Origin of the sequence: Streptomyces mangrovi (assembly GCF_900114215.1) — a bacterium.
Classification (GTDB): domain Bacteria; phylum Actinomycetota; class Actinomycetes; order Streptomycetales; family Streptomycetaceae; genus Streptomyces; species Streptomyces barkulensis.
In genome coordinates, this window is record NZ_FOSG01000018.1 from 83,263 (window position 1) to 107,252 (window position 23,990).

20 protein-coding genes and 4 tRNA genes are annotated in these 23,990 nt (G+C 70.6%); 7 read left to right on the top strand and 17 right to left on the bottom strand.

Features of this window, described 5'->3' with window-relative positions; genetic code table 11:
- Nucleotides 1-405: 405 nt before the first annotated feature.
- From BM237_RS22145 to BM237_RS22190, 10 genes are all read right to left on the bottom strand, one after another.
- Nucleotides 406-900, bottom strand: coding sequence for a DUF1707 and DUF4190 domain-containing protein (locus tag BM237_RS22145; RefSeq protein WP_093851521.1), 495 nt, complete (start codon nucleotides 898-900; stop codon nucleotides 406-408).
- A 321-nt stretch (nucleotides 901-1,221) separates the two neighbouring features.
- Complete coding sequence (locus BM237_RS22150; RefSeq protein ID WP_093851477.1) at nucleotides 1,222-5,121, bottom strand: DNA-directed RNA polymerase subunit beta'; 3,900 nt, start codon at nucleotides 5,119-5,121, stop codon at nucleotides 1,222-1,224.
- Nucleotides 5,122-5,263: 142 nt separating this feature from the next.
- Entirely contained in the window at nucleotides 5,264-8,749 is a 3,486-nt protein-coding gene (gene rpoB / locus BM237_RS22155; protein WP_093851478.1) for a DNA-directed RNA polymerase subunit beta, read from the bottom strand.
- Nucleotides 8,750-9,229: 480 nt separating this feature from the next.
- The gene (gene rplL / locus BM237_RS22160; RefSeq protein WP_093851479.1) at nucleotides 9,230-9,622 is read right to left on the bottom strand and encodes a 50S ribosomal protein L7/L12; all 393 of its coding nucleotides are present in this window, start codon (nucleotides 9,620-9,622) and stop codon (nucleotides 9,230-9,232) included.
- Between the two features lie 93 nt (nucleotides 9,623-9,715).
- A complete protein-coding gene (gene rplJ / locus BM237_RS22165; RefSeq protein ID WP_093851480.1) occupies nucleotides 9,716-10,267 on the bottom strand; it encodes a 50S ribosomal protein L10 in 552 nt (183 codons plus the stop codon).
- Between the two features lie 482 nt (nucleotides 10,268-10,749).
- On the bottom strand, nucleotides 10,750-11,469 hold the full coding sequence (gene rplA, locus BM237_RS22170; protein ID WP_093851481.1) for a 50S ribosomal protein L1: 720 nt from the start codon (nucleotides 11,467-11,469) through the stop codon (nucleotides 10,750-10,752).
- A gap of 160 nt (nucleotides 11,470-11,629) precedes the next feature.
- On the bottom strand, nucleotides 11,630-12,064 hold the full coding sequence (gene rplK / locus BM237_RS22175) for a 50S ribosomal protein L11 (protein WP_093660552.1): 435 nt from the start codon (nucleotides 12,062-12,064) through the stop codon (nucleotides 11,630-11,632).
- A 174-nt stretch (nucleotides 12,065-12,238) separates the two neighbouring features.
- A complete protein-coding gene (gene nusG / locus BM237_RS22180) occupies nucleotides 12,239-13,081 on the bottom strand; it encodes a transcription termination/antitermination protein NusG (protein ID WP_093851482.1) in 843 nt (280 codons plus the stop codon).
- Nucleotides 13,082-13,156: 75 nt separating this feature from the next.
- Complete coding sequence (gene secE, locus BM237_RS22185) at nucleotides 13,157-13,438, bottom strand: preprotein translocase subunit SecE (RefSeq protein WP_093851483.1); 282 nt, start codon at nucleotides 13,436-13,438, stop codon at nucleotides 13,157-13,159.
- Nucleotides 13,439-13,552: 114 nt separating this feature from the next.
- Nucleotides 13,553-13,625, bottom strand: a tRNA-Trp gene (locus BM237_RS22190).
- A 253-nt stretch (nucleotides 13,626-13,878) separates the two neighbouring features.
- On the opposite strand from BM237_RS22190, the gene BM237_RS22195 reads away from it, so the two are divergent.
- The gene (locus BM237_RS22195; protein WP_093851484.1) at nucleotides 13,879-15,117 is read left to right on the top strand and encodes a pyridoxal phosphate-dependent aminotransferase; all 1,239 of its coding nucleotides are present in this window, start codon (nucleotides 13,879-13,881) and stop codon (nucleotides 15,115-15,117) included.
- Nucleotides 15,118-15,245: 128 nt separating this feature from the next.
- Nucleotides 15,246-16,298, top strand: coding sequence for an adenosine deaminase (locus tag BM237_RS22200; protein WP_093851485.1), 1,053 nt, complete (start codon nucleotides 15,246-15,248; stop codon nucleotides 16,296-16,298).
- 84 nt (nucleotides 16,299-16,382) lie between these two features.
- On the opposite strand, the gene BM237_RS22205 is transcribed toward BM237_RS22200, so the two are convergent.
- The 6 genes from BM237_RS22205 to BM237_RS22230 all read right to left on the bottom strand — a co-directional run bounded on the left by BM237_RS22205 (nucleotide 16,383) and on the right by BM237_RS22230 (nucleotide 19,059).
- Nucleotides 16,383-17,438, bottom strand: coding sequence for a UDP-N-acetylmuramate dehydrogenase (locus BM237_RS22205; RefSeq protein ID WP_093851486.1), 1,056 nt, complete (start codon nucleotides 17,436-17,438; stop codon nucleotides 16,383-16,385).
- Nucleotides 17,439-17,538: 100 nt separating this feature from the next.
- The gene (locus tag BM237_RS22210; RefSeq protein ID WP_093851487.1) at nucleotides 17,539-17,973 is read right to left on the bottom strand and encodes a MaoC family dehydratase; all 435 of its coding nucleotides are present in this window, start codon (nucleotides 17,971-17,973) and stop codon (nucleotides 17,539-17,541) included.
- Nucleotides 17,974-17,978: 5 nt separating this feature from the next.
- Complete coding sequence (locus tag BM237_RS22215) at nucleotides 17,979-18,473, bottom strand: MaoC family dehydratase N-terminal domain-containing protein (protein WP_093851488.1); 495 nt, start codon at nucleotides 18,471-18,473, stop codon at nucleotides 17,979-17,981.
- A 140-nt stretch (nucleotides 18,474-18,613) separates the two neighbouring features.
- Entirely contained in the window at nucleotides 18,614-18,778 is a 165-nt protein-coding gene (gene rpmG / locus BM237_RS22220) for a 50S ribosomal protein L33 (protein ID WP_003948671.1), read from the bottom strand.
- Between the two features lie 85 nt (nucleotides 18,779-18,863).
- Nucleotides 18,864-18,939: transfer RNA gene (locus tag BM237_RS22225), tRNA-Met, on the bottom strand.
- Between the two features lie 47 nt (nucleotides 18,940-18,986).
- Nucleotides 18,987-19,059 (bottom strand) — tRNA-Thr (locus BM237_RS22230).
- A 221-nt stretch (nucleotides 19,060-19,280) separates the two neighbouring features.
- On the opposite strand from BM237_RS22230, the gene BM237_RS22235 reads away from it, so the two are divergent.
- Together BM237_RS22235 and BM237_RS22240 are read left to right on the top strand one after the other, a co-directional pair.
- Nucleotides 19,281-20,693, top strand: a complete 1,413-nt coding sequence (locus tag BM237_RS22235; protein WP_093851489.1) for an amidohydrolase family protein — start codon at nucleotides 19,281-19,283, stop codon at nucleotides 20,691-20,693.
- Nucleotides 20,694-20,764: 71 nt separating this feature from the next.
- Nucleotides 20,765-21,445: an NAD(P)H-binding protein gene (locus tag BM237_RS22240; RefSeq protein WP_093851490.1), complete on the top strand. Its 681-nt coding sequence runs from the start codon at nucleotides 20,765-20,767 to the stop codon at nucleotides 21,443-21,445.
- An 80-nt stretch (nucleotides 21,446-21,525) separates the two neighbouring features.
- On the opposite strand, the gene BM237_RS22245 is transcribed toward BM237_RS22240, so the two are convergent.
- A tRNA-Tyr gene (locus BM237_RS22245) sits at nucleotides 21,526-21,607 on the bottom strand.
- Between the two features lie 190 nt (nucleotides 21,608-21,797).
- Between BM237_RS22245 and BM237_RS22250 the strand changes: the two genes are divergently transcribed.
- The 3 genes from BM237_RS22250 to BM237_RS22260 all read left to right on the top strand — a co-directional run bounded on the left by BM237_RS22250 (nucleotide 21,798) and on the right by BM237_RS22260 (nucleotide 23,948).
- The gene (locus BM237_RS22250) at nucleotides 21,798-22,286 is read left to right on the top strand and encodes a YajQ family cyclic di-GMP-binding protein (RefSeq protein ID WP_093851491.1); all 489 of its coding nucleotides are present in this window, start codon (nucleotides 21,798-21,800) and stop codon (nucleotides 22,284-22,286) included.
- A gap of 183 nt (nucleotides 22,287-22,469) precedes the next feature.
- The gene (locus BM237_RS22255) at nucleotides 22,470-22,862 is read left to right on the top strand and encodes a hypothetical protein (protein WP_093851492.1); all 393 of its coding nucleotides are present in this window, start codon (nucleotides 22,470-22,472) and stop codon (nucleotides 22,860-22,862) included.
- 153 nt (nucleotides 22,863-23,015) lie between these two features.
- Nucleotides 23,016-23,948 carry a restriction endonuclease gene (locus BM237_RS22260; RefSeq protein ID WP_093851493.1) on the top strand — a complete coding sequence of 311 codons (933 nt, stop codon included), beginning with the start codon at nucleotides 23,016-23,018 and terminating at the stop codon, nucleotides 23,946-23,948.
- Nucleotides 23,949-23,990: the final 42 nt, after the last annotated feature.

Here is a 23,990-nt window from a genome sequence, read left to right on the forward strand (position 1 = left end):
CTAACCTGGGCCACTCGCCGACCCACGCGGTCGGGTGTGTCGAAGGCTGCACACTCCCGCGACGCGGGGCCCAGTGGGTGAGAAGCATGCAGATTTCGGTGTCCCCGCCTCACATCCCGCAGCGTATTGGCGCATACGAGAGCGCAGGGGATACCCCAGGCACAAGGTCAGAGCGTACCTACCGCATCGGCTCCGGTCAAAACAAATGCCCATGCCACCGTAGTGGGCGCGAAGCGGGAGCGGAAGGGCGTCCGAAGGCCCTCGCGGCCCTCGCCGAAGGGCTCTCGCGGCGCCCTCCCCCGGCCCTTTCCAGGTCCCTTCCCGGGCATTCTCCGGCGCCCTTCCTCCCGCGCGCTCCCCCCCCCCCGCCGCCCTCTCCGGCGGCGGGCGGCCCCGCCGGGAAGCTCAGGAGGACCCGGACCCGGACCCGGCCGCGAACACCACGATCGCCACCAGCGCGAGCGCGACGAGCCCGATCGTCAGCCAGCCCAGGACCAGGCCGGCCATGGCCATCCCGTCGCCCTTCTCCCCGGTGCGGCGGATCTCGGCACGCGCCTTGTGCCCCAGGATCACCGCGGGGATGGCGGTGACCCCGTAGAACGGCGTGAGGACCCCGCAGACCAGGGCGCCCACCGCGGAGTTGTTCGTCTGGGGCGGGGGCGGCAGGAAGGTGCGCGGCACCGCCTGCTGGTACGGCTGCGCGTACTGCGGCGCGGGCGCGGGCACCGCCATCGGCCCCTGCGGCAGATCGGCGATGAGCGCGTGCAACTCCCCGTACGTCTGCGCCTGGTGGGCCCGGCCCATCCGCTGCTCGTACTCGGCGTGGCTCAGCCGCCCCTCCGCGTACCCGGCCTTGAGCACGTCGACGGTGCGCTCCCGGTCCGCGTGGGAGGCGCGCATCATCGGCAGCTGCGAAGCCTGGTGTGCGGCCTGCGCGGGCTGCGGGGGATGCGGCGCACTCGGAAGATGCGGAAGACGATACCCCGACTGCCCGGGCGGTCCGCCGTACTTGCCCTGCTGACCCGGCTGTCCCCACTGTTGGTACGACACCGGCTCCACCTCCCCACGTTCGGGCTGCCCCCATCATCCATGACGTCCGCACCCCTTGGGGAGTTCCGGGCACCCGGGACACACCTCGCACACCGGCGAGGAACGCCGCGGGGCGGCCCCTCCGAGGAGGGACCGCCCCACGAGCGCGTCCGGCGGGCCGTACGGCCCCGCTCAGCCGTTGTACGGACCGTAGTCGTAGTCCTCCAGCGGGACCGCCTGGCCGGAGCCGGTGCCGAAGGGCGAGTAGTCGATGTCGTCGTAGCCGACGGCCGAGTACATCGCGGCCTTCGCCTCCTCGGTCGGCTCGACCCGGATGTTGCGGTAGCGGGACAGGCCCGTACCGGCCGGGATGAGCTTACCGATGATGACGTTCTCCTTGAGGCCGATCAGGGAGTCCGACTTGGCGTTGATCGCCGCGTCGGTCAGGACCCTGGTCGTCTCCTGGAAGGACGCCGCCGACAGCCAGGACTCCGTGGCCAGCGAGGCCTTGGTGATGCCCATCAGCTGCGGACGGCCGGAGGCCGGCTGGCCGCCCTCCTGCACCACGCGGCGGTTCTCGCCCTCGAACTTCGAGCGCTCGACCAGCTCGCCCGGCAGCAGCTCGGCGTCGCCGGACTCGATGATCGTCACACGGCGCAGCATCTGCCGGATGATGATCTCGATGTGCTTGTCGTGGATCGACACACCCTGCGAGTTGTAGACCTTCTGGACCTCGCCCACCAGGTGCACCTGCACCGCGCGCTGGCCGAGGATGCGCAGCACGTCGTGCGGGTTGGTGGCGCCGACCGTCAGCGGCTGGCCGACGTCGACGTGGTCGCCCTCGGAGACCAGCAGACGGGCGCGCTTGGACACGCCGTAGGAGGTCTCGTCGGAACCGTCGTCGGGGGTGACGACGATCTTCTTGGTCTTCTCGGTCTCCTCGATCCGCACGCGGCCGGCGGCCTCGGAGATCGGGGCGACACCCTTGGGGGTGCGGGCCTCGAAGAGCTCGACGACACGCGGCAGACCCTGGGTGATGTCGTCACCGGCCACACCACCGGTGTGGAAGGTGCGCATCGTCAGCTGGGTGCCGGGCTCACCGATGGACTGGGCGGCGATGATGCCGACGGCCTCGCCGATGTCCACCAGCTTGCCGGTCGCCAGCGAGCGGCCGTAGCACATGGCGCAGGTGCCGACGGCGGACTCGCAGGTGAGGACCGAGCGGGTCTTGACCGTCTCCACGCCGTGCCGCACCAGCTCGTCGATGAGCACGTCGCCCAGGTCGGTGCCGGCCGGGGCCAGCACCTTGCCGTCGACGGTGACGTCCTCGGCGAGGCAGCGCGCGTACACGCTGGTCTCGGCGTCCTCCGCCTTGCGCAGAACGCCGTCCGCGCCCTTGGAGGCGATCACGAGCTTCAGGCCGCGGTCGGTGCCGCAGTCCTCCTCGCGGATGATCACGTCCTGCGAGACGTCCACCAGACGACGGGTCAGGTAGCCCGAGTCGGCGGTGCGCAGCGCGGTGTCCGCCAGACCCTTACGGGCACCGTGCGTGGAGATGAAGTACTCCAGCACGGACAGACCCTCGCGGAACGACGCCTTGATCGGCCGCGGGATGGTCTCGTTCTTGGCGTTGGACACCAGACCGCGCATACCGGCGATCTGGCGCATCTGCATCATGTTTCCGCGGGCGCCCGAGTCGACCATCATGAAGATCGGGTTGGTCTTCGGGAAGTTCTCCGCCATGGCCTCGGCGACCTCGTTGGTCGCGCGGGTCCAGATGCCGATGAGCTCGTTGGAACGCTCGTCCTTGGTGATCAGACCGCGCTCGTACTGCTTCTGGACCTTCTCGTCCTGCGCCTCGTAGTTCGCGATGATCTCCTTCTTGGCCTCGGGGACCACGACGTCGGAGATCGCGATGGTGACGCCGGAACGGGTCGCCCAGTGGAAACCGGCCGACTTCAGGTTGTCCAGCGCCGCGGCGACGACGACCTTGGGGTAGCGCTCGGCGAGGTCGTTGACGATCGCGGAGAGCTGCTTCTTGCCCACGGTGTAGTCGACGAACGGGTAGTCCTCGGGCAGCAGCTCGTTGAAGAGCGCGCGGCCCAGGGTGGTGCGCAGCCGGAACGGGTCACCGGTCTGCCACTCCGGCTCGCCCTCCTCCGCGGCCGGCGGGGTCCAGCCGCGGGGCGGGACCGAGCCGACGGGGAAGCGGACGTCGATCTTCGCCTGGAGCGACAGCTCCCGGGCGTCGAACGCCATGATCGCCTCGGCCACCGAGTTGAACGACCGGTCCTCGCCCTTGACCTCGCCCTCCACCTTGTCGGTGGTGAGGAAGAACAGGCCCAGCACCATGTCCTGGGTGGGCATGGTGACGGGACGGCCGTCGGCCGGCTTGAGGATGTTGTTCGAGGACAGCATCAGGATGCGGGCCTCGGCCTGCGCCTCCGCGGACAGCGGCAGGTGCACGGCCATCTGGTCGCCGTCGAAGTCCGCGTTGAACGCGGTGCACACCAGCGGGTGGATCTGGATGGCCTTGCCCTCGACCAGCTGCGGCTCGAAGGCCTGGATGCCCAGGCGGTGCAGGGTCGGCGCACGGTTGAGCAGCACCGGGTGCTCGGCGATGACCTCTTCGAGCACGTCGTACACGACCGTGCGGCCGCGCTCGACCATGCGCTTGGCCGACTTGATGTTCTGCGCGTGGTTGAGGTCCACCAGGCGCTTCATCACGAACGGCTTGAACAGCTCCAGCGCCATGGCCTTGGGCAGACCGCACTGGTGCAGCTTGAGCTGCGGGCCGACGACGATCACCGAACGCGCCGAGTAGTCGACGCGCTTGCCCAGCAGGTTCTGGCGGAAGCGGCCCTGCTTGCCCTTGAGCATGTCGGACAGCGACTTCAGCGGACGGTTGCCGGGGCCCGTGACCGGACGGCCGCGGCGGCCGTTGTCGAAGAGCGCGTCGACGGCCTCCTGGAGCATGCGCTTCTCGTTGTTCACGATGATCTCGGGCGCGCCGAGGTCGAGAAGCCGCTTCAGGCGGTTGTTGCGGTTGATGACGCGGCGGTACAGGTCGTTCAGGTCACTGGTCGCGAAGCGGCCACCGTCGAGCTGCACCATCGGACGCAGGTCCGGCGGGATGACCGGCACGCAGTCCAGCACCATGCCCTTGGGGCTGTTGCGGGTCTGCAGGAAGGCGGAGACGACCTTGAGGCGCTTGAGCGCGCGGGTCTTCTTCTGGCCCTTGCCGGTCCGGATGATCTCGCGGAGCTTCTCCGCCTCCTCCTCCAGGTCGAAGGTCTCCAGCCGCTTCTGCAGCGCGGCGGCGCCCATCGAGCCGTCGAAGTAGGTCCCGAAGCGGTCGCGCAGCTCGCGGTAGAGCAGCTCGTCGCCCTCCAGGTCCTGGACCTTGAGGTTCTTGAAGCGGTTCCAGACCTCGTCCAGGCGGTCGATCTCGCGCTGGGCGCGGTCGCGGATCTGCTTCATCTCGCGCTCGGCGCCCTCGCGCACCTTGCGGCGGACGTCCGCCTTGGCGCCCTCGGCCTCCAGCTCCGCGAGGTCGGCCTCCTGCTTCTTGGCCCGGGCCTCCAGGTCGGCGTCGCGGCGCTGCTCGATCTGCTGGCGCTCCACGGAGACATGGGCCTCCAGGGAGGGCAGGTCGCGCGTGCGGCGCTCCTCGTCCACCCACGTGATCATGTAGGCGGCGAAGTAGATGACCTTCTCGAGGTCCTTCGGGGCGAGGTCGAGCAGGTAGCCCAGACGGGAGGGCACGCCCTTGAAGTACCAGATGTGGGTGACGGGGGCGGCGAGCTCGATGTGGCCCATCCGCTCACGGCGCACCTTGGCGCGGGTCACCTCGACGCCGCAGCGCTCGCAGATGATGCCCTTGAAGCGGACGCGCTTGTACTTGCCGCAGTAGCACTCCCAGTCCCGGGTCGGACCGAAGATCTTCTCGCAGAAGAGCCCGTCCTTTTCCGGCTTGAGGGTGCGGTAGTTGATGGTCTCCGGCTTCTTGACCTCGCCGTGGGACCACTGACGGATGTCGTCAGCGGTGGCCAGGCCGATTCGCAGCTCGTCGAAGAAGTTGACGTCGAGCACTCTCGTCAATCCCTCTCAGGGTTTGTGCCCCTCGCGTCGGTGGGACCGAGGAGCTCTGTGGTGGTCTGAACGGGGGTCGCGGGGAGGCCGGGGCCGCACCCTGCCGCCTTCGGCGGGAGGGTGCGGCGCCCCGGCCGGCCCGTCAGACCTCTTCGACGCTGCTCGGCTCGCGCCGGGACAGGTCGATGCCGAGCTCTTCCGCGGCGCGGAAGACGTCCTCGTCGGTGTCGCGCATCTCGATGGACATGCCGTCGCTGGACAGCACCTCCACGTTGAGGCACAGGGACTGCATCTCCTTGATGAGCACCTTGAAGGACTCGGGGATGCCGGGCTCGGGGATGTTCTCGCCCTTGACGATGGCCTCGTAGACCTTCACGCGGCCGGTGACGTCGTCGGACTTGATGGTCAGCAGCTCCTGGAGGGCGTACGCGGCGCCGTAAGCCTCCAGCGCCCACACCTCCATCTCACCGAAGCGCTGGCCACCGAACTGAGCCTTACCGCCCAGCGGCTGCTGGGTGATCATGGAGTACGGGCCGGTCGAGCGGGCGTGCAGCTTGTCGTCGACCAGGTGGTGCAGCTTGAGGATGTACATGTAGCCGACCGAGATCGGGTCCGGGAACGGCTCGCCGGAGCGGCCGTCGTAGAGCCGGGCCTTGCCGGAGGGCAGGACCATCCGCTCGCCGTCGCGGTTGGGCAGGGTCGCCGTGAACAGACCGGCGATCTCGTCCTCGCGGGCGCCGTCGAACACCGGGGTGGCGACGTTGGTGCCGGGCTCGACCTCGTCGGCGCCGATCGAGGCCAGCCGCCTCTGCCACTCCTCCTCGATCCCCTCGACCTTCCAGCCCTGGGAGGCGAGCCAGCCCAGGTGGATCTCCAGGACCTGGCCCGGGTTCATCCGGGACGGGACGCCCAGCGGGTTGAGGATGACGTCGACCGGGGTGCCGTCCTCCATGAACGGCATGTCCTCGATCGGCAGGATCTTGGAGATGACGCCCTTGTTGCCGTGGCGGCCGGCGAGCTTGTCACCGTCGGTGATCTTGCGCTTCTGGGCCACGTAGACGCGGACGAGCTGGTTGACGCCCGGAGGCAGCTCGTCGCCCTCCTCGCGGTCGAAGACGCGGACGCCGATGACCTTGCCGGTCTCGCCGTGCGGCACCTTCAGCGAGGTGTCGCGGACCTCGCGCGCCTTCTCGCCGAAGATCGCGCGCAGCAGCCGCTCCTCCGGGGTCAGCTCGGTCTCGCCCTTCGGGGTGACCTTGCCGACCAGGATGTCGCCCGCCTCGACCTCGGCGCCGATGCGGATGATGCCGCGCTCGTCGAGGTCGGCCAGGACCTCCTCGGAGACGTTCGGGATGTCCCGGGTGATCTCCTCGGGGCCCAGCTTGGTGTCACGGGCGTCGACCTCGTGCTCCTCGATGTGGATCGAGGAGAGGACGTCGTCCTGGACGAGGCGCTGCGACAGGATGATCGCGTCCTCGTAGTTGTGGCCCTCCCACGGCATGAACGCCACCAGGAGGTTCTTGCCGAGGGCCATCTCGCCCTGCTCGGTCGAGGGACCGTCGGCGAGGACCTGGCCGGTCACCACGCGGTCGCCCTCGTCCACGACGACCTTCTGGTTGAAGGAGGTGCCCTGGTTGGAGCGGAAGAACTTGGCGACCCGGTAGGTGGTGTAGGTGCCGTCGTCGTTGGCCACGGTGACGTAGTCGGCGGAGACCTCCTGGACCACGCCGTCCTTCTCGGCCTTGATCACGTCGCCGGCGTCGACCGCGCAGCGGTACTCCATGCCGGTGCCCACCAGCGGGGCCTCGGCGCGGATCAGCGGAACGGCCTGGCGCATCATGTTCGAGCCCATGAGCGCGCGGTTGGCGTCGTCGTGCTCCAGGAACGGGATCATGGCGGTCGCGACCGACACCATCTGGCGAGGCGAGACGTCCATGTAGTCGACCTCGTCGCCGGGGATGAGGTCGACCTCGCCGCCGCGGCGGCGGACCAGGACGCGGTCCTCGGCGAACCGCATGTCCTCGCCCAGCGGCGCGTTGGCCTGGGCGATGACGTAGCGGTCCTCCTCGTCGGCGGTCAGGTAGTTCACCTCGTCGGTGACCACACCGTCGACCACGCGGCGGTAGGGGGTCTCCACGAAACCGAACGCGTTGACCCGGCCGTAGGAGGCCAGCGAGCCGATCAGACCGATGTTCGGACCTTCGGGGGTCTCGATCGGGCACATGCGGCCGTAGTGCGAGGGGTGCACGTCGCGGACCTCGAAGCCCGCCCGCTCACGGGACAGACCACCGGGGCCCAGCGCGGACAGACGGCGCTTGTGGGTCAGGCCCGACAGCGGGTTCGTCTGGTCCATGAACTGCGACAGCTGGCTGGTGCCGAAGAACTCCTTGATGGAGGCGACGACCGGCCGGATGTTGATCAGGGTCTGCGGCGTGATCGCCTCGACGTCCTGGGTCGTCATCCGCTCGCGGACGACGCGCTCCATACGGGCCAGACCGGTGCGGACCTGGTTCTGGATGAGCTCGCCGACGTTGCGCAGGCGGCGGTTGCCGAAGTGGTCGATGTCGTCGGTCTCGACGACGATCGACCGGCCGTTCTCCCCGACCGTCTCGGTCTCGCCGGCGTGCAGCTTGACCAGGTACTTGATCGTGGCGATGACGTCGTCGACGGTCAGCACGCCGGAGTCCAGCGGCTGGTCGCCGCCGAGCTTCCGGTTGATCTTGTAGCGGCCGACCTTGGCCAGGTCGTAGCGCTTGGGGTTGAAGTAGAGGTTCTCCAGGAGCGTCTGCGCGGCCTCGCGCGTCGGCGGCTCGCCCGGACGCAGCTTGCGGTAGATGTCGAGCAGCGCGTCGTCCTGGCCCTGGGTGTGGTCCTTCTCCAGGGTGGCGCGCATGGACTCGTACTGGCCGAACTCCTCCAGGATCTGCTCGGTGGTCCAGCCGAGCGCCTTGAGCAGGACGGTGACGGACTGCTTGCGCTTGCGGTCGATGCGGACACCGACCATGTCGCGCTTGTCGATCTCCATCTCCAGCCAGGCGCCGCGAGACGGGATGATCTTGGCGGAGAAGATGTCCTTGTCGGACGTCTTGTCGATGTTGCTGTCGAAGTAGACGCCCGGCGAGCGCACCAGCTGGGAGACCACGACACGCTCGGTGCCGTTGATCACGAAGGTGCCCTTGTTGGTCATGAGCGGGAAGTCGCCCATGAAGACCGTCTGGGACTTGATCTCGCCGGTCTCGTTGTTGGTGAACTCGGCGGTGACGAACAGGGGCGCGGCGTAGGTGAAGTCGCGCTCCTTGCACTCGTCGATCGAATTCTTCGGCGGTTCGAAGCGGTGATCGCGGAAGGTGAGCGACATCGACCCGGAGAAGTCCTCGATCGGGGAGATCTCCTCGAAGATCTCCTCCAGACCGGACTTGGTGGGGACATCCTCACCGCGCTCCAGCGCCGCCTCGACGCGAGCCTTCCAGGCGTCGTTGCCGAGCAGCCAGTCGAAGCTCTCGGTCTGCAGCGCAAGGAGGTTCGGAACCCCGAGGGGCTCCTTGATCTTCGCAAAGGAGATACGCAGCGGGGCGGTGCTGGCGCCGTTGTTCGAATGAGCGGTCGAGGCGTTGCGCGAGGCGGCCAAGAGGGGGTCCTTCCGAGGGCTCGGACTCACTACGCGCATGCCGTGCCCCTGGTGACGGGCAGGGGGCAGTTAATAGGCAGCGCAAAGGGTCAGTGTAGCCACAAGGCCCACTGATGTCCAATGCGGTATCCGGAGACCGGCACGCGGTACCAATCTCTCCCTCCGGAGGGGCGAGCCCCTCGTCAGTTGTTCAACGCCTGCCGCAAGGTTTCCCACTTCGCCCGCGATCCATGCCTCGGATTGTGGATCGGTGTGACGACGCGTCCTGAGAATTGCGCGCTACGTGCGGTTCGTCAAGGCCCCACCCTCTTCCGGAACCACAGGGAGCGTACGGCCGGACAGCGTTGATCACCATACCCGCAGGCTCTCGCCAGGCGATACGGCCGTCGCGGAAACGACCGAAGGCGACCACCCGCATGGGTGATCGCCCTCGGAAGGAGAGGAGTCAGCGGACTCCTGAAGTGACCTGAGTCACTCGGTTCACTTGACCTCGACGGAGGCGCCGGCGCCCTTGAGGGACTCGGCGGCCTTGTCGGCGGCCTCCTTGTTGACCTTCTCCAGGACCGGCTTCGGGGTGCCGTCGACCAGGTCCTTGGCCTCCTTCAGGCCGAGGGAGGTCAGCTCGCGCACGACCTTGATGACCTGGATCTTCTTGTCGCCGGCGCCGGTGAGGATGACGTCGAACTCGTCCTTCTCCGGCTCGGCCTCGGCGGCACCACCGGCGGCGGCACCACCGGCGGCGGCGGCGACGGCGACCGGGGCGGCGGCCTCGACGTCGAACTTCTCCTCGAAGGCCTTCACGAACTCGGAGAGCTCGATGAGGGTCATCTCGCTGAACTGCTCGAGCAGCTCGTCCTGGCTGAGCTTCGCCATGATGGCGGTCCTTCCACTAAGTCGGCTGGTGCCGGGGTGTTCATGTCGGCGGGCGTACTGGGGCCCGCTGCGACCGAGTGCGCCTGGAGTGGGTTACTCGGCCTCGGCGGGAGCCGGCGTACCGGCACCGCCCTGCTCCTGCTTGGCGCGAAGGGCGTCCGCGGTGCGGACGAACTTCGACAGCGGGGCCTGGAAGGTCGCCGCGGCCTTGGCCATGGACGCCTTCATGCCACCGGCCAGCTTGGCGAGCAGCACCTCGCGGGACTCGAGGTCCGCGAGCTTCTTGATCTCGTCGGCGTTGAGCGCCTTGCCGTCGAGGACACCGCCCTTGATGACGAGCTGGGGGTTGTCCTTGGCGAAGTCACGCAGACTCTTCGCCGCCTCGACCGGGTCACCGGTCACGAAGGCGACGGCGGTGGAGCCGACGAAGAACTCGTCGAGCTCGGTGACCCCGGCCTCGTTGGCCGCGATCTTGGTAAGCGTGTTCTTCGCCACACGGTACTGAGCGTTCTCACCGAGAGAACGGCGCAGGTCCTTGAGCTGAGCGACGCTGAGACCGGTGTACGCGGTCACAACGGCGGCGTTGGAGTTCTGGAACTTCTCCCTGATCTCCTCGACAGCTGCGACCTTGTCGGGACTCGCCATGAGCCTCGGCCCTCCTTTCCGGGTGATGCGATCCTCGACCGTGCCTTTCGGCAGGTCATGACGCCGGACCGCCCACGTCGGGCGCACGAGGAAGGGGTTTTGCACAAAACGAAACGCCCCGGCGCAGGCGCACGGGGCGTGACTCGACCGGCACACACGCCGGGAGTCCTCCAGTGTCACCTGCGCAGGTCGCCCGCTCCAAGCGGATCCTTCGGCCACCGGCCCCGGATCCGCGGGAGATCTGGGAGCACGGCAACGACCAGCGGTCTTTGGCTTCGGTGGAAGCGTACGCGAACGCCGTCACGACAGGCAAATCCGGTGGTGGGACTCCACCGGACTCCACCGGACCCCGCCGGGCCCCGCCGGCCGTCCCGCCCCGGCAGCGACGCGCGCCGCCCGCGCAAAGGGCCGGGCCCCGCCTCCTGATCGGAGACGGGGCCCGGCCACCGTGCCGGCCCGCTCTCGCGGGGTCGCGCGCCGGATCAGGCGGCGACGTCCTCCTCGGCGAGGAGGTTCCGGGTGCGGTTGGGGTCGACGGGGACACCGGGGCCCATCGTGGTGCTGATGACGGCCTTCTTGATGTACCGGCCCTTGGCCGCGGACGGCTTCAGCCGCAGGACCTCTTCCAGCGCCGCCGCGTAGTTCTCCACCAGCTGCTTCTCGTCGAACGAGACCTTGCCGATGATGAAGTGGAGGTTCGCGTGCTTGTCGACGCGGAACTCGATCTTGCCGCCCTTGATCTCGGTGACGGCCTTGGCGACGTCCGGGGTGACGGTGCCGGTCTTCGGGTTCGGCATCAGACCACGCGGACCGAGCACACGGCCGAGGCGGCCGACCTTGCCCATCAGGTCCGGGGTGGCGACGACGGCGTCGAAGTCCAGGCGGCCCTTGGAGACCTCGTCGATCAGTTCGTCGGAGCCGACGATGTCGGCGCCGGCGGCCTCCGCGGCCGCGGCACGCTCACCGGTCGCGAAGACCAGGACCCGGGCGGTCTTGCCGGTGCCGTGCGGGAGGTTCACGGTGCCGCGCACCATCTGGTCGGCCTTGCGCGGGTCGACACCCAGGCGCATGGCGATCTCGACGGTCGCGTCGAACTTGGTCGGAGAGGTCTCCTTGGCGAGACGGACGGCCTCCAGCGGGGCGTAGAGCCGCGTCCGGTCGAACTTGGCGTCCGCGTTGCGGAGAGCCTTGCTGCGCTTCACTTCTGCTCCAGTTTTCTGGTGTACGGAGTCGTGGTCCAGGGGGCCAGCGCCTGACCCTGCCACTTCCATCTGTCTGTGCTCGGCGCGCCTGTCCGGCTCACCCGCCCCCAGGGGAGGAGCAGAGCCGGGCGCACCTCGCGAGTACCGCGAGCGGAGCCGCTCAGCCCTCGACGGTGACGCCCATCGACCGGGCGGTGCCGGCGATGATCTTCTCGGCGGCGTCCAGGTCGTTGGCGTTGAGGTCGGGCATCTTGGTCGTGGCGATCTCGCGCACCTGCTCACGCGTGATCTTGGCGACCTTCTTGGTGTGGGGCTCGCCGGAGCCCTTCTCCACGCCCGCGGCCTTGAGGATCATCTTCGCGGCCGGCGGGGTCTTGGTGATGAAGGTGAAGGAGCGGTCCTCGTAGACCGTGATCTCCACCGGGATGACCCAGCCGCGCTGCGACTCGGTCGCGGCGTTGTAGGCCTTGCAGAACTCCATGATGTTCACGCCGTGCTGACCCAGCGCGGGGCCGACCGGCGGGGCCGGGTTCGCGGCACCGGCCTGGATCTGGAGCTTGATCAGCCCCGTGACCTTCTTCTTCTTGGGAGGCATGTTCTCTCCGGGTCCTGGTGAGAGGTGTCGAATCCTCCGGCGGGCTGATCCACCCGTACGGAGGCATACCGCACAACGATAGCCCGTATCGCGGTGCGGTCGGAAACCGGCCAGGCCGGGCGGCCCCTCAGGGCTGCCCGACCTGGCCGGAAATCGGTGACCGGAAGAACCTCGTCAGTTCTTCTGGATCTGGTCGAAGCTCAGCTCGACCGGGGTCTCGCGGCCGAAGATCTCGACGAGGCCCTTGACCTTCTTCGAGTCCGGGTTGATCTCGTTGATCGTCGCCTGGAGCGTCGCGAACGGGCCGTCGGTGACGGTGACGGAGTCCCCGACCTCGAAGTCCAGCACCTGGACCTCGACCTTGCGGCTCGGCGCCGGCAGGCCGGCCTCGGCGGCGGCCTCCGCGGCGGCGCGCTCCTCCGCCTCGGGGGCGAGCATCTTGACGACCTCGTCCAGGGTCAGCGGGTACGGGTCGTAGGCGTTGCCCACGAAGCCGGTGACGCCCGGGGTGTTGCGCACGACGCCCCAGGACTCGTTCGTCAGATCCATGCGCACCAGCACATAGCCGGGGAGCTTGTTCTGGCGGACGTTCTTGCGCTCGCCGTTCTTGATCTGGACGATCTCTTCCTCGGGGACCTCGGCCTGGTAGATGAAGTCCTCGACGTTCAGCGAGACGGCGCGCTGCTCCAGGTTGGCCTTCACGCGCTTCTCGTAGCCCGCGTAGGTGTGGATGACGTACCACTCGCCGGGGAGATGACGCAGCTCGTCGCGGAGGGCCGTGACCGGATCGACCGGCTCCTCCTCCTGTGCGGCCTCGGTCTCGGCATCGGTCTCGCCGGCGGCCTCGGTCTCGCCGGCGGCGGTCGCCGCCTCGGCCGACTCGTCCTCGGCGGTGTCGGCAGCTTCGGCCTGGTCGACGCCGTCCGCCGCCGCCTTGTCCGCCGTCTCGACGGCGTCGGGCGCGGTGTCGTCACCCTCGACGGGGTCGACGGCGTCGTTGAGGTTCGGGTCAGACACGGTGGCTGCTTCTTCCTGGCTTCAAGGGGGTCGAACATGCGGAAAAGTGCCCCGGAGGGGCACTCCGCGGGCGTATCAGCCGAAGACGTACTTGACGACCTCGGTGAACCCCCAGTCAATCACGGTCACCAGGCCGATGATGACGAGGACGAAGATGATCACCACGGTCGTGTAGGTGGAGAGCTGCTTCTTGGTGGGCCAGACGACCTTGCGCAGCTCGGCGATGATCTGCCGGTAGAACAGGGCGAGACGGCCCAGCGGGCCCTTCTTCGCGCGCTTGCCACCGCGCCGGGGCTTGTTGTCGTCCTGCGACCGCCCGGGCTCGGGGACCTCGATGGAGTCCGTGATCTCCGCCACTCGTCCTCACCTGATCCGGGTCCTGGCCGCGTGCCGTGCCGCGTCCGGCCCGGCCGTACGGCGGTGCGTCCAGTTACGTACACGTGCACGCATCCCTGGTTCAGATGCGTGAAGCAGGGCCGGAGGGACTTGAACCCCCAACCGCCGGTTTTGGAGACCGGTGCTCTACCAATTGAGCTACGACCCTTCGCCGTTCCCAACCTACCGCATCCGGTCGGCGCCGCGGAGTGCGCGGCCCGCCGGTGATCGGCCGGGACCAACGACGGTGAGTGTACGTGCTTCCCGCGCCGGCGTCGAACACGTAACCCGTATCGCCCCGATCCTCCCCTTCCTCCCGCCCGTACGCCGGGGCCCCGCCCCCGTCCGCTCCCCGTCCGCTCCCGCTCCGGCCCGCTCCGACCCGTGTGTCCGGACGACCTCCCGTCTGCGACGATGCCCCCATGACCGCTGAAACCCCTTCCAACCAGTCACCCACCGAACGCCGGGTCTCGGCCCGCGTCGGCTCGATCTCCGAGTCCGCCACGCTCGCCGTCGACGCCAAGGCCAAGGCCCTCAAGGCCGCCGGGCGTCCGGTGATCGGCTTCGGCGCGGGCGAGCCCGACTTCCCGACCCCCGACTACATCGTCGAGGCCGCGGTGGAGGCCTGCCGGAACCCGCGCTTCCACCGCTACACCCCGGCCGGCGGACTCCCCGAGCTGAAGGAGGCCATCGCCGCGAAGACGCTGCGCGACTCCGGCTACTCGGTCGAGGCCTCCCAGGTGCTGGTCACCAACGGCGGCAAGCAGGCCATCTACGAGGCCTTCGCCGCCATCCTCGACCCGGGCGACGAGGTCATCGTCCCCGCGCCGTACTGGACCACCTACCCCGAGTCGATCCGGCTGGCCGGAGGCGTTCCCGTGGACGTGGTCGCCGACGAGACCACCGGCTACCGGGTCTCGGTGGAGCAGCTGGAGGCGGCACGCACCGAGCGCACCAAGGTGCTGGTGTTCGTCTCCCCCTCCAACCCGACCGGCGCCGTCCACTCCCGCGCCCAGGTCGAGGAGATCGGCCGCTGGGCCGCCGAGCACGGTCTGTGGGTGCTCACCGACGAGATCTACGAGCACCTGGTCTACGGCGACGCCGAGTTCTCCTCACTGCCGGTGGTCGTGCCGGAGCTGGCCGACCGGTGCGTGGTCGTCAACGGCGTGGCCAAGACGTACGCCATGACCGGCTGGCGGGTGGGGTGGATCATCGGCCCGAAGGACGTGGTGAAGGCCGCCACCAACCTCCAGTCGCACGCCACCTCCAACGTCTCCAACGTCGCCCAGGCCGCCGCGCTGGCCGCCGTCTCCGGTGACCTGGAGGCCGTGGCGCGCATGCGCGAGGCGTTCGACCGCCGCCGCAGGACGATCGTGCGGATGCTGAACGAGATCGACGGCGTCACCTGCCCCGAGCCGGAGGGCGCCTTCTACGCCTACCCGTCGGTCAAGGGCGTGCTGGGCCGGGAGATCCGCGGCCGGCGCCCTCGGTCGAGCGTGGAGCTGGCCGAGCTGATCCTGGAGGAGGCCGAGGTCGCGGTCGTCCCCGGTGAGGCGTTCGGCACCCCGGGCTATCTGCGGCTGTCCTACGCGCTGGGCGACGAGGACCTGGTCGAGGGCGTCTCCCGGATCCAGAAGCTGCTGGCCGAGGCCAAGGCCTGAACCGGCCCGGAGCACACAGCGGCGGGCCCGCGGAAGCAGTGCTTCCGCGGGCCCGCTCGCATGTTCCGGGCCGCCCCCGATCGTGGTGGTGACTTCCGGGCGTGTCGCGAGTGCGGCAAAATCTTCGGATGGAAAGCGCTCGTGACGTCCGCAAGCTCCCGAAGGCCCATCTCCATCTGCACTTCACCGGGTCCATGCGCCCGGGCACACTGCTGGAGCTCGCCGACAGACACGGCGTCCACCTCCCGGAGGCGCTGAGCAGCGGCCGTCCCCCGAAGCTGCGGGCCACCGACGAGCGCGGCTGGTTCCGCTTCCAGCGGCTGTACGACGCCGCGCGCTCCTGCCTGCGTACGCCCGACGACATCCGGCGGCTGGTGCGCGAGGCCGCCGAGGAGGACGTGCGGGACGGGTCGCGCTGGCTGGAGATCCAGGTGGACCCGACCTCCTACGCGCCGCGCCTGGGCGGGCTGATCCCGGCACTGGAGATCATCCTGGACGCGGTGGAGAGCGCCTCCGCCCAGACCGGGCTCGGCATGCGCGTGCTGGTCGCCGCGAACCGGATGAAGCACCCGCTGGACGCCCGCACCCTGGCCCGGCTGGCCGTGCGCTACGCCGACCGCGGCGTGGTCGGCTTCGGTCTGTCCAACGACGAACGGCGCGGTTTCGCCCGGGACTTCGACCGGGCCTTCGCCATCGCGCGCCGGGGCGGCCTGCTGGCGGCCCCGCACGGCGGCGAGCTGTCGGGGCCGCAGTCCGTCGCCGACTGCCTGGACGACCTGCGCGCGGGCCGCGTCGGGCACGGGGTGCGCGCCACCGAGGACCCGCGGCTGCTGGCGCGGCTGGCAGCGCAGGGCGTCACCTGCGAGGTCTGCCCGGCCTCCAACGTGGCGCTGGGGGTGTACGACCGGCACGAGGACGTACCGCTGCGGGCCATGTTCGAGGCGGGGGTGCCGCTGGCGCTGGGCGCCGACGACCCGCTGCTGTTCGGCTCCCGGCTGGCCGCGCAGTACGAGATCGCACGGCGGTACCACGGCTTCACGGACGATGAGCTGGCGGAGCTGGCCCGCCAGTCGGTGCGCGGCTCGCGCGCTCCGGAGGACGTCCGGAAGGCGATCCTGGCGGACATCGACGCCTGGCTGGTGGAGGAGCCGGAGCAGGCCCCGTCCCGGAAGCCCTCCTGAATCCCGGGGCCCTCCTGAATCCCGGGACTCTCCTGAATCAGCTCTCCCGAGCCGGTTCTCCCGGGTCCGTCCGGGACGGAACCCTCAGAGCGAGCAGCCGACGGTCACCGGCTCGTTGACCAGCGTCACGCCGAAGGCCTCGCGCACGCCGTCGCGGACCTCGCGGGCCAGGGCGAGGAGGTCGGCGGTGGTGGCCGGGCCCCGGTTGGTCAGGGCGAGGGTGTGCTTGGTGGAGATCCGGGCCGGGCCGTCGCCGTAGCCCTTGGCGAAGCCGGCCCTGTCGATCAGCCAGGCGGCGGATGTCTTCACCAGGCCGTCCCCGGCCGGATAGGCGGGCGGGGCGGCGTCCGGCCCCAGCCGCTCGGCGACACGGGCGAGGAAGGCGGCGTGCTCGGCCTCGGTGAGGACGGGGTTGGTGAAGAAGGAGCCGGCCGACCAGGTGTCGTGGTCCTCCGGGTCGAGCACCATGCCCTTGCCCGCGCGCAGCTTCAGAACGGTCTCGCGGGCCCGCTCCACCGGCACCCGCTCGCCGGTCTCCACGCCCAGCGCCCGTGCGGTCTCGGCGTAGCGCAGGGGTGCCGAGAGGCCGCCCGCGTCCTCCAGTTCGAAGCGGACACGCAGCACGACGAAGCGGGTGGGGTCGGCCTTGAAGCGGCTGTGCCGGTAGGAGAAGCCGCACTCGGCGGCGGGAATGGTGACGGTCTCGCCGGACCGGCGGTCGTAGGCGACGACCTCGGTGACCGTGGAAGAGACCTCCTGGCCGTACGCGCCGACGTTCTGGATGGGTGTGGCGCCCGCCGATCCGGGGATGCCGGCCATGCACTCGACGCCCGCGAGCCCGGCCTCGACGGTGCGGGCGACGGCCTCGGACCAGTTTTCGCCCGCCGCCAGTTCCAGCCGGGTGCCCTCCAGGCGGAAGCCGGTGGTGGCGATGCGCAGGGCGGTGCCGGCGAAGCCCTCGTCGGCGATGACGAGGTTGCTGCCGCCGCCGACGAGCAGCAGCGGGGTGCCGGCGGCGTCGGCGGCCCGCACCTCCTCGGTCACCTCCTCGTCGGTGGTGGCCGTGACCAGGCGGGCCGCGGGGCCGCCCAGGCGGAAGGTGGTCAGCGGGGCGAGAGGCGCGTCGTGGAGTTCCTGCACGCGCCCAAGAGTACGAGAGCGGCCGTACGCGCGTCCCCTACGGCCGCTCCCGCCCGGCGTGTGCCCGCGCCCGCCGGGCGGGCGCGGGCCGGCGGCACGCTCAGGCGAGCCGGACCACCGCGCGGGACATGCCCAGCACCTTCTGCCCGGCGCTGGTGACCGTGAGGTCCACCCGGACGGTGCGGGCCTCGTCGTCGAGCTTGGCCGCGACCTTGCCCGAGACCTCGATCACGGCGCCCGAGCCGTCGTCGGGGACGACGACGGGCTTGGTGAAGCGCACGCCGTACTCCACGAGCGCGCCCGGGTCGCCGGTCCAGTCGGTCACCACGCGGGCGGCCTCGGCCATGGTGAACATGCCGTGCGCGATGACGTCGGGGAGACCGACCTCACGTGCGAACCGCTCGTTCCAGTGAATCGGGTTGAAGTCGCCGGAGGCGCCCGCGTACCGCACGAGCGTGTCACGGGTCACGGGGAAGCTCCGTGCGGGCAGCTCGGTGCCGGCCTCGACCTCCGCGTACGCGATCCTCGCCGTCATCCGCCTCACTCCCCCTGCTTTCCGGCAGCGCCCCCGGCTGCGTCGTCGGCCGCGTCGTCGGCCGCGCGGGCCACCAGCTTGGTCCAGGCCGTCACCACGTGCTCGCCCGCCTCGTCGCGCACCTCGCCGCGGATGTCCAGGATGTCGTTGCCCGCCATGGACCTGACCGCCTCGATGGTGGAGGTCACCGTGAGCCGGTCGCCGGCGCGCACCGGCCGCGTGTAGGCGAACTTCTGGTCGCCGTGCACCACCCGGCTGTAGTCCAGCCCCAGCTTCGGGTCCGCGACGACCTCTCCGGCCGCCTTGAAGGTGATGGCGAAGACGAAGGTAGGCGGGGCGATCACGTCGGGGTGACCGAGCTCACCGGCCGCCTCCGGGTCGGTGTACGCCGGGTGGGTGTCACCGATGGCCTCGGCGAACTCGCGGATCTTCTCCCGGCCGACCTCGTACGGCGCGGTGGGCGGATAGCTCCGCCCCACGAAGGACTGGTCGAGCGCCATGGCCCGGTACCTCCATACGGCTTGCTGGTGGTTGCTGATCGGACGGCTGGGACGGCGCAAAGCCGTGAGGCCGTCCCCGCGAACGGGGACGGCCTCACGGCTTTGCGTGTCTTGCGCGGCGGCCTGGCCGGTCGCGGCGTTTATCGCGTCTCGCGGTGCGCGGTGTGCGCGTTGCAGCGCGGGCAGTGCTTCTTCATCTCAAGACGGTCCGGGTTGTTGCGCCGGTTCTTCTTGGTGATGTAGTTCCGCTCCTTGCACTCCACGCAGGCCAGCGTGATCTTCGGGCGGACGTCGGTGGCAGCCACGTGAGTGCTCCTTGACGGCTGGGACGGGTTTAACGCAGAAAGAGTAGCCGATCGGAGGACCGACCCCGCAATCGGCTACTGGGTTTGGTAGCGGTGACCGGACTCGAACCGGTGACACAACGATTATGAGCCGTTTGCTCTACCGACTGAGCTACACCGCCGCGATGCGGTCGGCCCCCGTCTCTCGACGGGGAGCCTCACACATCAGAGCCCCAATACGGAATCGAACCGTAGACCTTCTCCTTACCATGGAGACGCTCTGCCGACTGAGCTATTGGGGCGAGCGATGAAGACATTACACGCTCAGGGCGCCGAACGTGAAATCCGTATCGGCCACACCTCCGTACGGCCGTGCCGACCGGGCCTCGCGCCCTCCCTCCGGCGTAGCGGAGCGGCCACCGGTACGACTATTGGGTTCCCACGTGATGGCGGCACGGCCCGGGACCGGCCTGGTCCTAGGCTTCGGTGCACCCAGCGATCATGAGCGAAACGCGGGAGCCCCATGCCCGACAGCCAGCCGCAGGAACCGGCGCAGCCCGATCGCGACGCACCGCCTCCCCCGAGTCCCTCCGGTCCCTCCGGCCCCCCGGGCGGACCCTCCGGCACCGCCCCCGGCGCCCCTCCGGAGGGCGCCCCGCCCCGGGCGCCGGCCGCGCTCGTCCTGTGCGGCGCCCGGCTGGCCGACGGCCGCACCGTGGACGTGCGGATCGGCGGCGGGCGGATCGAGGCGGTCGGGACCGCGGGCAGCCTCTCCTCGCCCACCCCTCCGTGGGCCACCCGGATCGATCTCACCGGCTATCTGCTGCTGCCCGCACCGGCCGAGCCCCACGCCCACTACGACACCGCGCTGACGGCTGACGGTGACGTGCCCGGCGCCTCCCCGTACGGCCCCCGGGACCCGTACGACCCCGAACGCGTCCAGCGCCGCGCCGCCGAGGCCGCACTGCTCCAACTCGGCCACGGCGCGACCGCGGTGCGCACCCATGTGCGCGTCGGCGACGTCGCCGGGCTGCGCGCCCTACGGGCCGTGCTGCGGGCCCGCAGCGCCCTGCACGGGCTGGCCGACCTCACCGCCGTCGCCGTACCCCGGCTGCTGACCGGCGCGGCGGGGGCCGACGGCCTGGCGATGCTGCGCGAAGCGGTGGACATGGGGGCCACGGCGGTGGGCGGCTGCCCGGACCTCGACCCCGATCCGGCCGGCTACACGGAAACCGTGCTGGCGGTGGCGGCCGAGCACGGCTGCGCGGTGGACCTGCACACCGACGGCTCCGACCCGGTCCGGCTGTCCCGTCTCGCCTCGGTGGCCGGCGGGCTGCGGCCCAGGGTGGCCATCGGTCCGTGCGACGGGCTGGCCCGGCTGCCGCGGGAGACCGCGGCCCGCGCCGCCGAGTCCCTCGCGGCGGCCGGGATCACGGTGGTCTGCCTGCCCCAGGGCGGCTGCGGTCTGCCGCCGCGGACGGCCGACGGCCCCCACGCCGCGCCGGTACGGCTGCTGCGGGCGGCGGGGGTACGGGTCGCCGCGGGCAGCGGCGCCCTGCGCGACACGGCCAACCCGGTGGGCCGAGGCGACCCGCTGGAAGCCGCCTACCTGCTGGCCTCGCACGGCCAGGCCGGCCCGGAGGAGGCCTACGAGGCGGTGAGCGCGCGGGCGCGGGAGGCCATGGGGCTGCCGCGGGTGCGGATCGAGGCCGGCTTCCCGGCGGAACTGCTGGCCGTACGCGGCCGCACGCTCGCCGGAACGCTCTCACTGTCGTACAGCCGCCTGGTCGTCCACCGCGGCCGGGTGGTGGCCCGCACCAGCGCGGTGCGCGAGTACTGCGACGCCACGGACCCGGGCGGCCCGGCGGACACGGTGGCCCCGGAACCGGGCGGTCCCGCCGCCGAACTGGGGCTTCCCCGCCAGTCGCAGCGCTGACGGCGGCGTACAGGCGGTGTACCCGGCGGCGTACCCGGCAAAGGGCGGCCCCGGCGGCGTACGGTCGGAGTATGCGCACAGTCATCGCTGGAGGACACGGTCAGATCGCACTGCGGCTGGAGCGGCTGCTCGCCGCGCGCGGTGAGGAGGTCGTCGGGCTCATCCGGCGGCCCGAGCACGCGGACGACCTGCGCTCGGCGGGGGCCGAGCCGGTCGTCTGCGACCTGGAGTCGTCGTCCGCGGAGGAGGTCGCCCGGCACCTGCGGGACGCCGACGCCGCGGTCTTCGCGGCGGGCGCGGGCCCGGGCAGCGGCACGGACCGCAAGGAGACGGTGGACCGCGCGGCCGCGGTCCTCTTCGCGGACGCCGCCGAACTCGCCGGAGTACGACGCTTCCTGGTCATCTCCGCGATGGGGGCGGACGACGAGCCCCCCGCGGACATGGAGCCCGTCTTCGCCGCCTACCTGCGCGCCAAGGGCGCCGCGGACGACGACATCCGCCGGCGCGTCAACCTGGACTGGACGATCCTGCGCCCCGGCCGTCTCACCAACCACCCCGGCACCGGACGGGTGCGGCTGGAGCCCCGCACGGGCCGCGGCGAGATCTCCCGCGACGACGTGGCCGCCGTCCTCATCGCCCTCCTGGACGACCCGCGCGCGGCGCGGGTGACGCTGGAGCTGGTCTCCGGAGAGGTCCCGATCGACCAGGCGATCGCGGAACTGGGCTCGGAGGCGACGGAGGTGCCGGACTAGGCTCCGCGCCGGGCAGAACGCCGGACGGAACGGCGAACGGCCCCCGACCAGTGGACTGGTCGGGGGCCGTCTCCCTCGTGTGGCGGCGCTAGGATTCGAACCTAGGAAGGCTGAGCCGGCAGATTTACAGTCTGCTCCCTTTGGCCACTCGGGCACACCGCCTGGGATTGCCGCCTCGGGGGCGTTCGCTCCCTGGCAACGCGCACAACCATACCCGATGGTGGGGGGTGGTCCGCCACCTCGTTGTCCGGCGGTGGATCACCGCGGCGGATGACTAGGCTGACGGCGCGGACCGAGCCGGACCGGGCCGGACCGCACCCTGACGGATCTACGCACGAGGAGCCAATCCACGATGGCCGACTCCAGTTTCGACATCGTCTCGAAGGTCGAGCGGCAGGAGGTCGACAACGCCCTCAACCAGGCCGCCAAGGAGATCTCCCAGCGCTTCGACTTCAAGGGCGTGGGGGCCTCCATCGCCTGGTCGGGCGAGAAGATCGAGATGCGGGCCAACTCCGAGGAGCGGGTCAAGGCCATCCTCGACATCTTCCAGACCAAGCTGGTCAAGCGGGGCATCTCCCTGAAGTCCCTGGACGCCGGGGAGCCCCAGGTGTCCGGCAAGGAGTACAAGCTCTTCGCGTCGATCCAGGAGGGCATCTCCCAGGACAACGCCAAGAAGGTCGCGAAGATCATCCGCGACGAGGGCCCCAAGGGCGTCAAGGCCCAGGTGCAGGGCGACGAACTGCGCGTCAGCCACAAGAGCCGGGACGCCCTGCAGGAGGTCATCGCCCTGCTCAAGGGCAAGGACTTCGACTTCGCGATCCAGTTCACCAACTACCGCTGAGCACCGGGCCGGCGGGGAGCGCCGGCCGAGGACGGACGGGCACCCGCCGCCCGGCGGGTGCCCGTCCGTCCTCCGTCCTCCGGGGCGGCGGGGAAGGCGGGGAAGGCGCCCGGAAGGTTGGCGGCACCGCGCCTCGGGCACCCGGACACGGAATCTTCCACGCGTACGGGCCCAGGAGGACGTATGAGAAAGAAGACCGTGCGGGCCGCTCTGCCGGCCGCGTTGCTGTGCGGCGCGTTTCTGCTCTCGGGCTGCGGGGACGGCGGCACCGGGGAGGACGTCTCCGGCACTCTCGCCCGCAACAGCGCGGCCGAAGCCGGCCAACTCGCCTTCGACCAGGCCGGGCACGAGATCGACGGTGATCTCACCTGTACCGACGAGGGCACCGGGGAGAATCTGAGGGTCACCTGCGAGGGCACCACCGTGGACGGCGGGGAGGCCCGGATGGTGGCCGACGCCGGCAGCGACCCCAGGATCGAGACGGAGGGCGGCGTCACCTTCGAGGGCTTCACGATCGTCGGCACGGTGGACGGCGAGGAGGTCTTCCGGGAGGACTGCATCGGCATCGGATGCTGACCCCGGTGCGGCGGGCCCCTCCCGGCGGCTCGCTCCCGGCGGTCCACTCCCGGCGGCCCACTCCCGGCGGCCCGTTGAAAACGGGGAGGCGGGGCAGACGGCAGTAGCGAGCAGTGATGTTCCACGCCGAACCGCCAGGGGGGATCAGCACCGATGGCCATATCCGCGCGCCGGAGGCGTACGCCGGACGGCAGGCCCGTCTTCGACCTGCGTGTGACGGCCCTGGCCTTCGTACTGGCCGCCGTCGTCCTGCTGGGTGTGTGGTTCGCCGGGCGGGTGGTGCTGGAGGCGGCCGGGCGGCATCCGGTCGCGGCGGTGGCCGTCTGCCTGATCGCCGTGCCGGCCGCCGTGGCCGGTCTGCGCGGCGGGCGCCGCTTCCGGGCGTCCAGGGCCGCGCGGCGGGCCGCCACGGTCCTGACCGAGGCGGCCGAGACAGCACTGGACACGCTGGAGGAGGAGGTCCCGGGCGGCGGACCGGAGAGCGGTGAGCACGCGGAGCGTCCCGGGCCGGTGGAGGACTCGGAGACCGTCCGGTACGCGGAACCGGCCGGGGCCGGGACCGCCGTGGCCCGATCCGACGACCCCGGCCGTCCCGGCCGCCCGGATTACGAGGCCATGGAGGCGGAGGAGTTCGAGCAGGCGGTCGCGGCCCTGTGCGAGCGGGACGGCTGCCGGGACGTGGAGGTCGTCGGCGGCGCGGGCGACCTCGGCGCCGACGTCGTCGCCACCGCCCCGGACGGGCGGCGCGTGGTCATCCAGTGCAAGCGCTACAGCGACACCAACAAGGTCGGCTCGCAGGACGTGCAGCGCTTCGGCGGCACCTGCTACACCGTCCACGAGGCCCAGGTGGCGGCCGTGGTCACCACCGGCGACTTCACCGCGCCGGCCGCCGAGTACGCGCGGCAGTGCGGCATCCTGTGCTTCGACCGGCACGCGCTGGCCGCCTGGAGCGACGGCACCGGACCGGCCCCCTGGGAGGGCGCGGGCGAGCCGTCGGCCGGGGCGGACCCGTACGCCGGCCCGCACGAGGACCCTCATGAGGGCCTGTACGACGGCCTGTACGACGAGGGGACCGCCCGGGCCTGAGAGCCTGAGAGCCTGCGGGACCTTCGACGCCCGGTGGGGCGC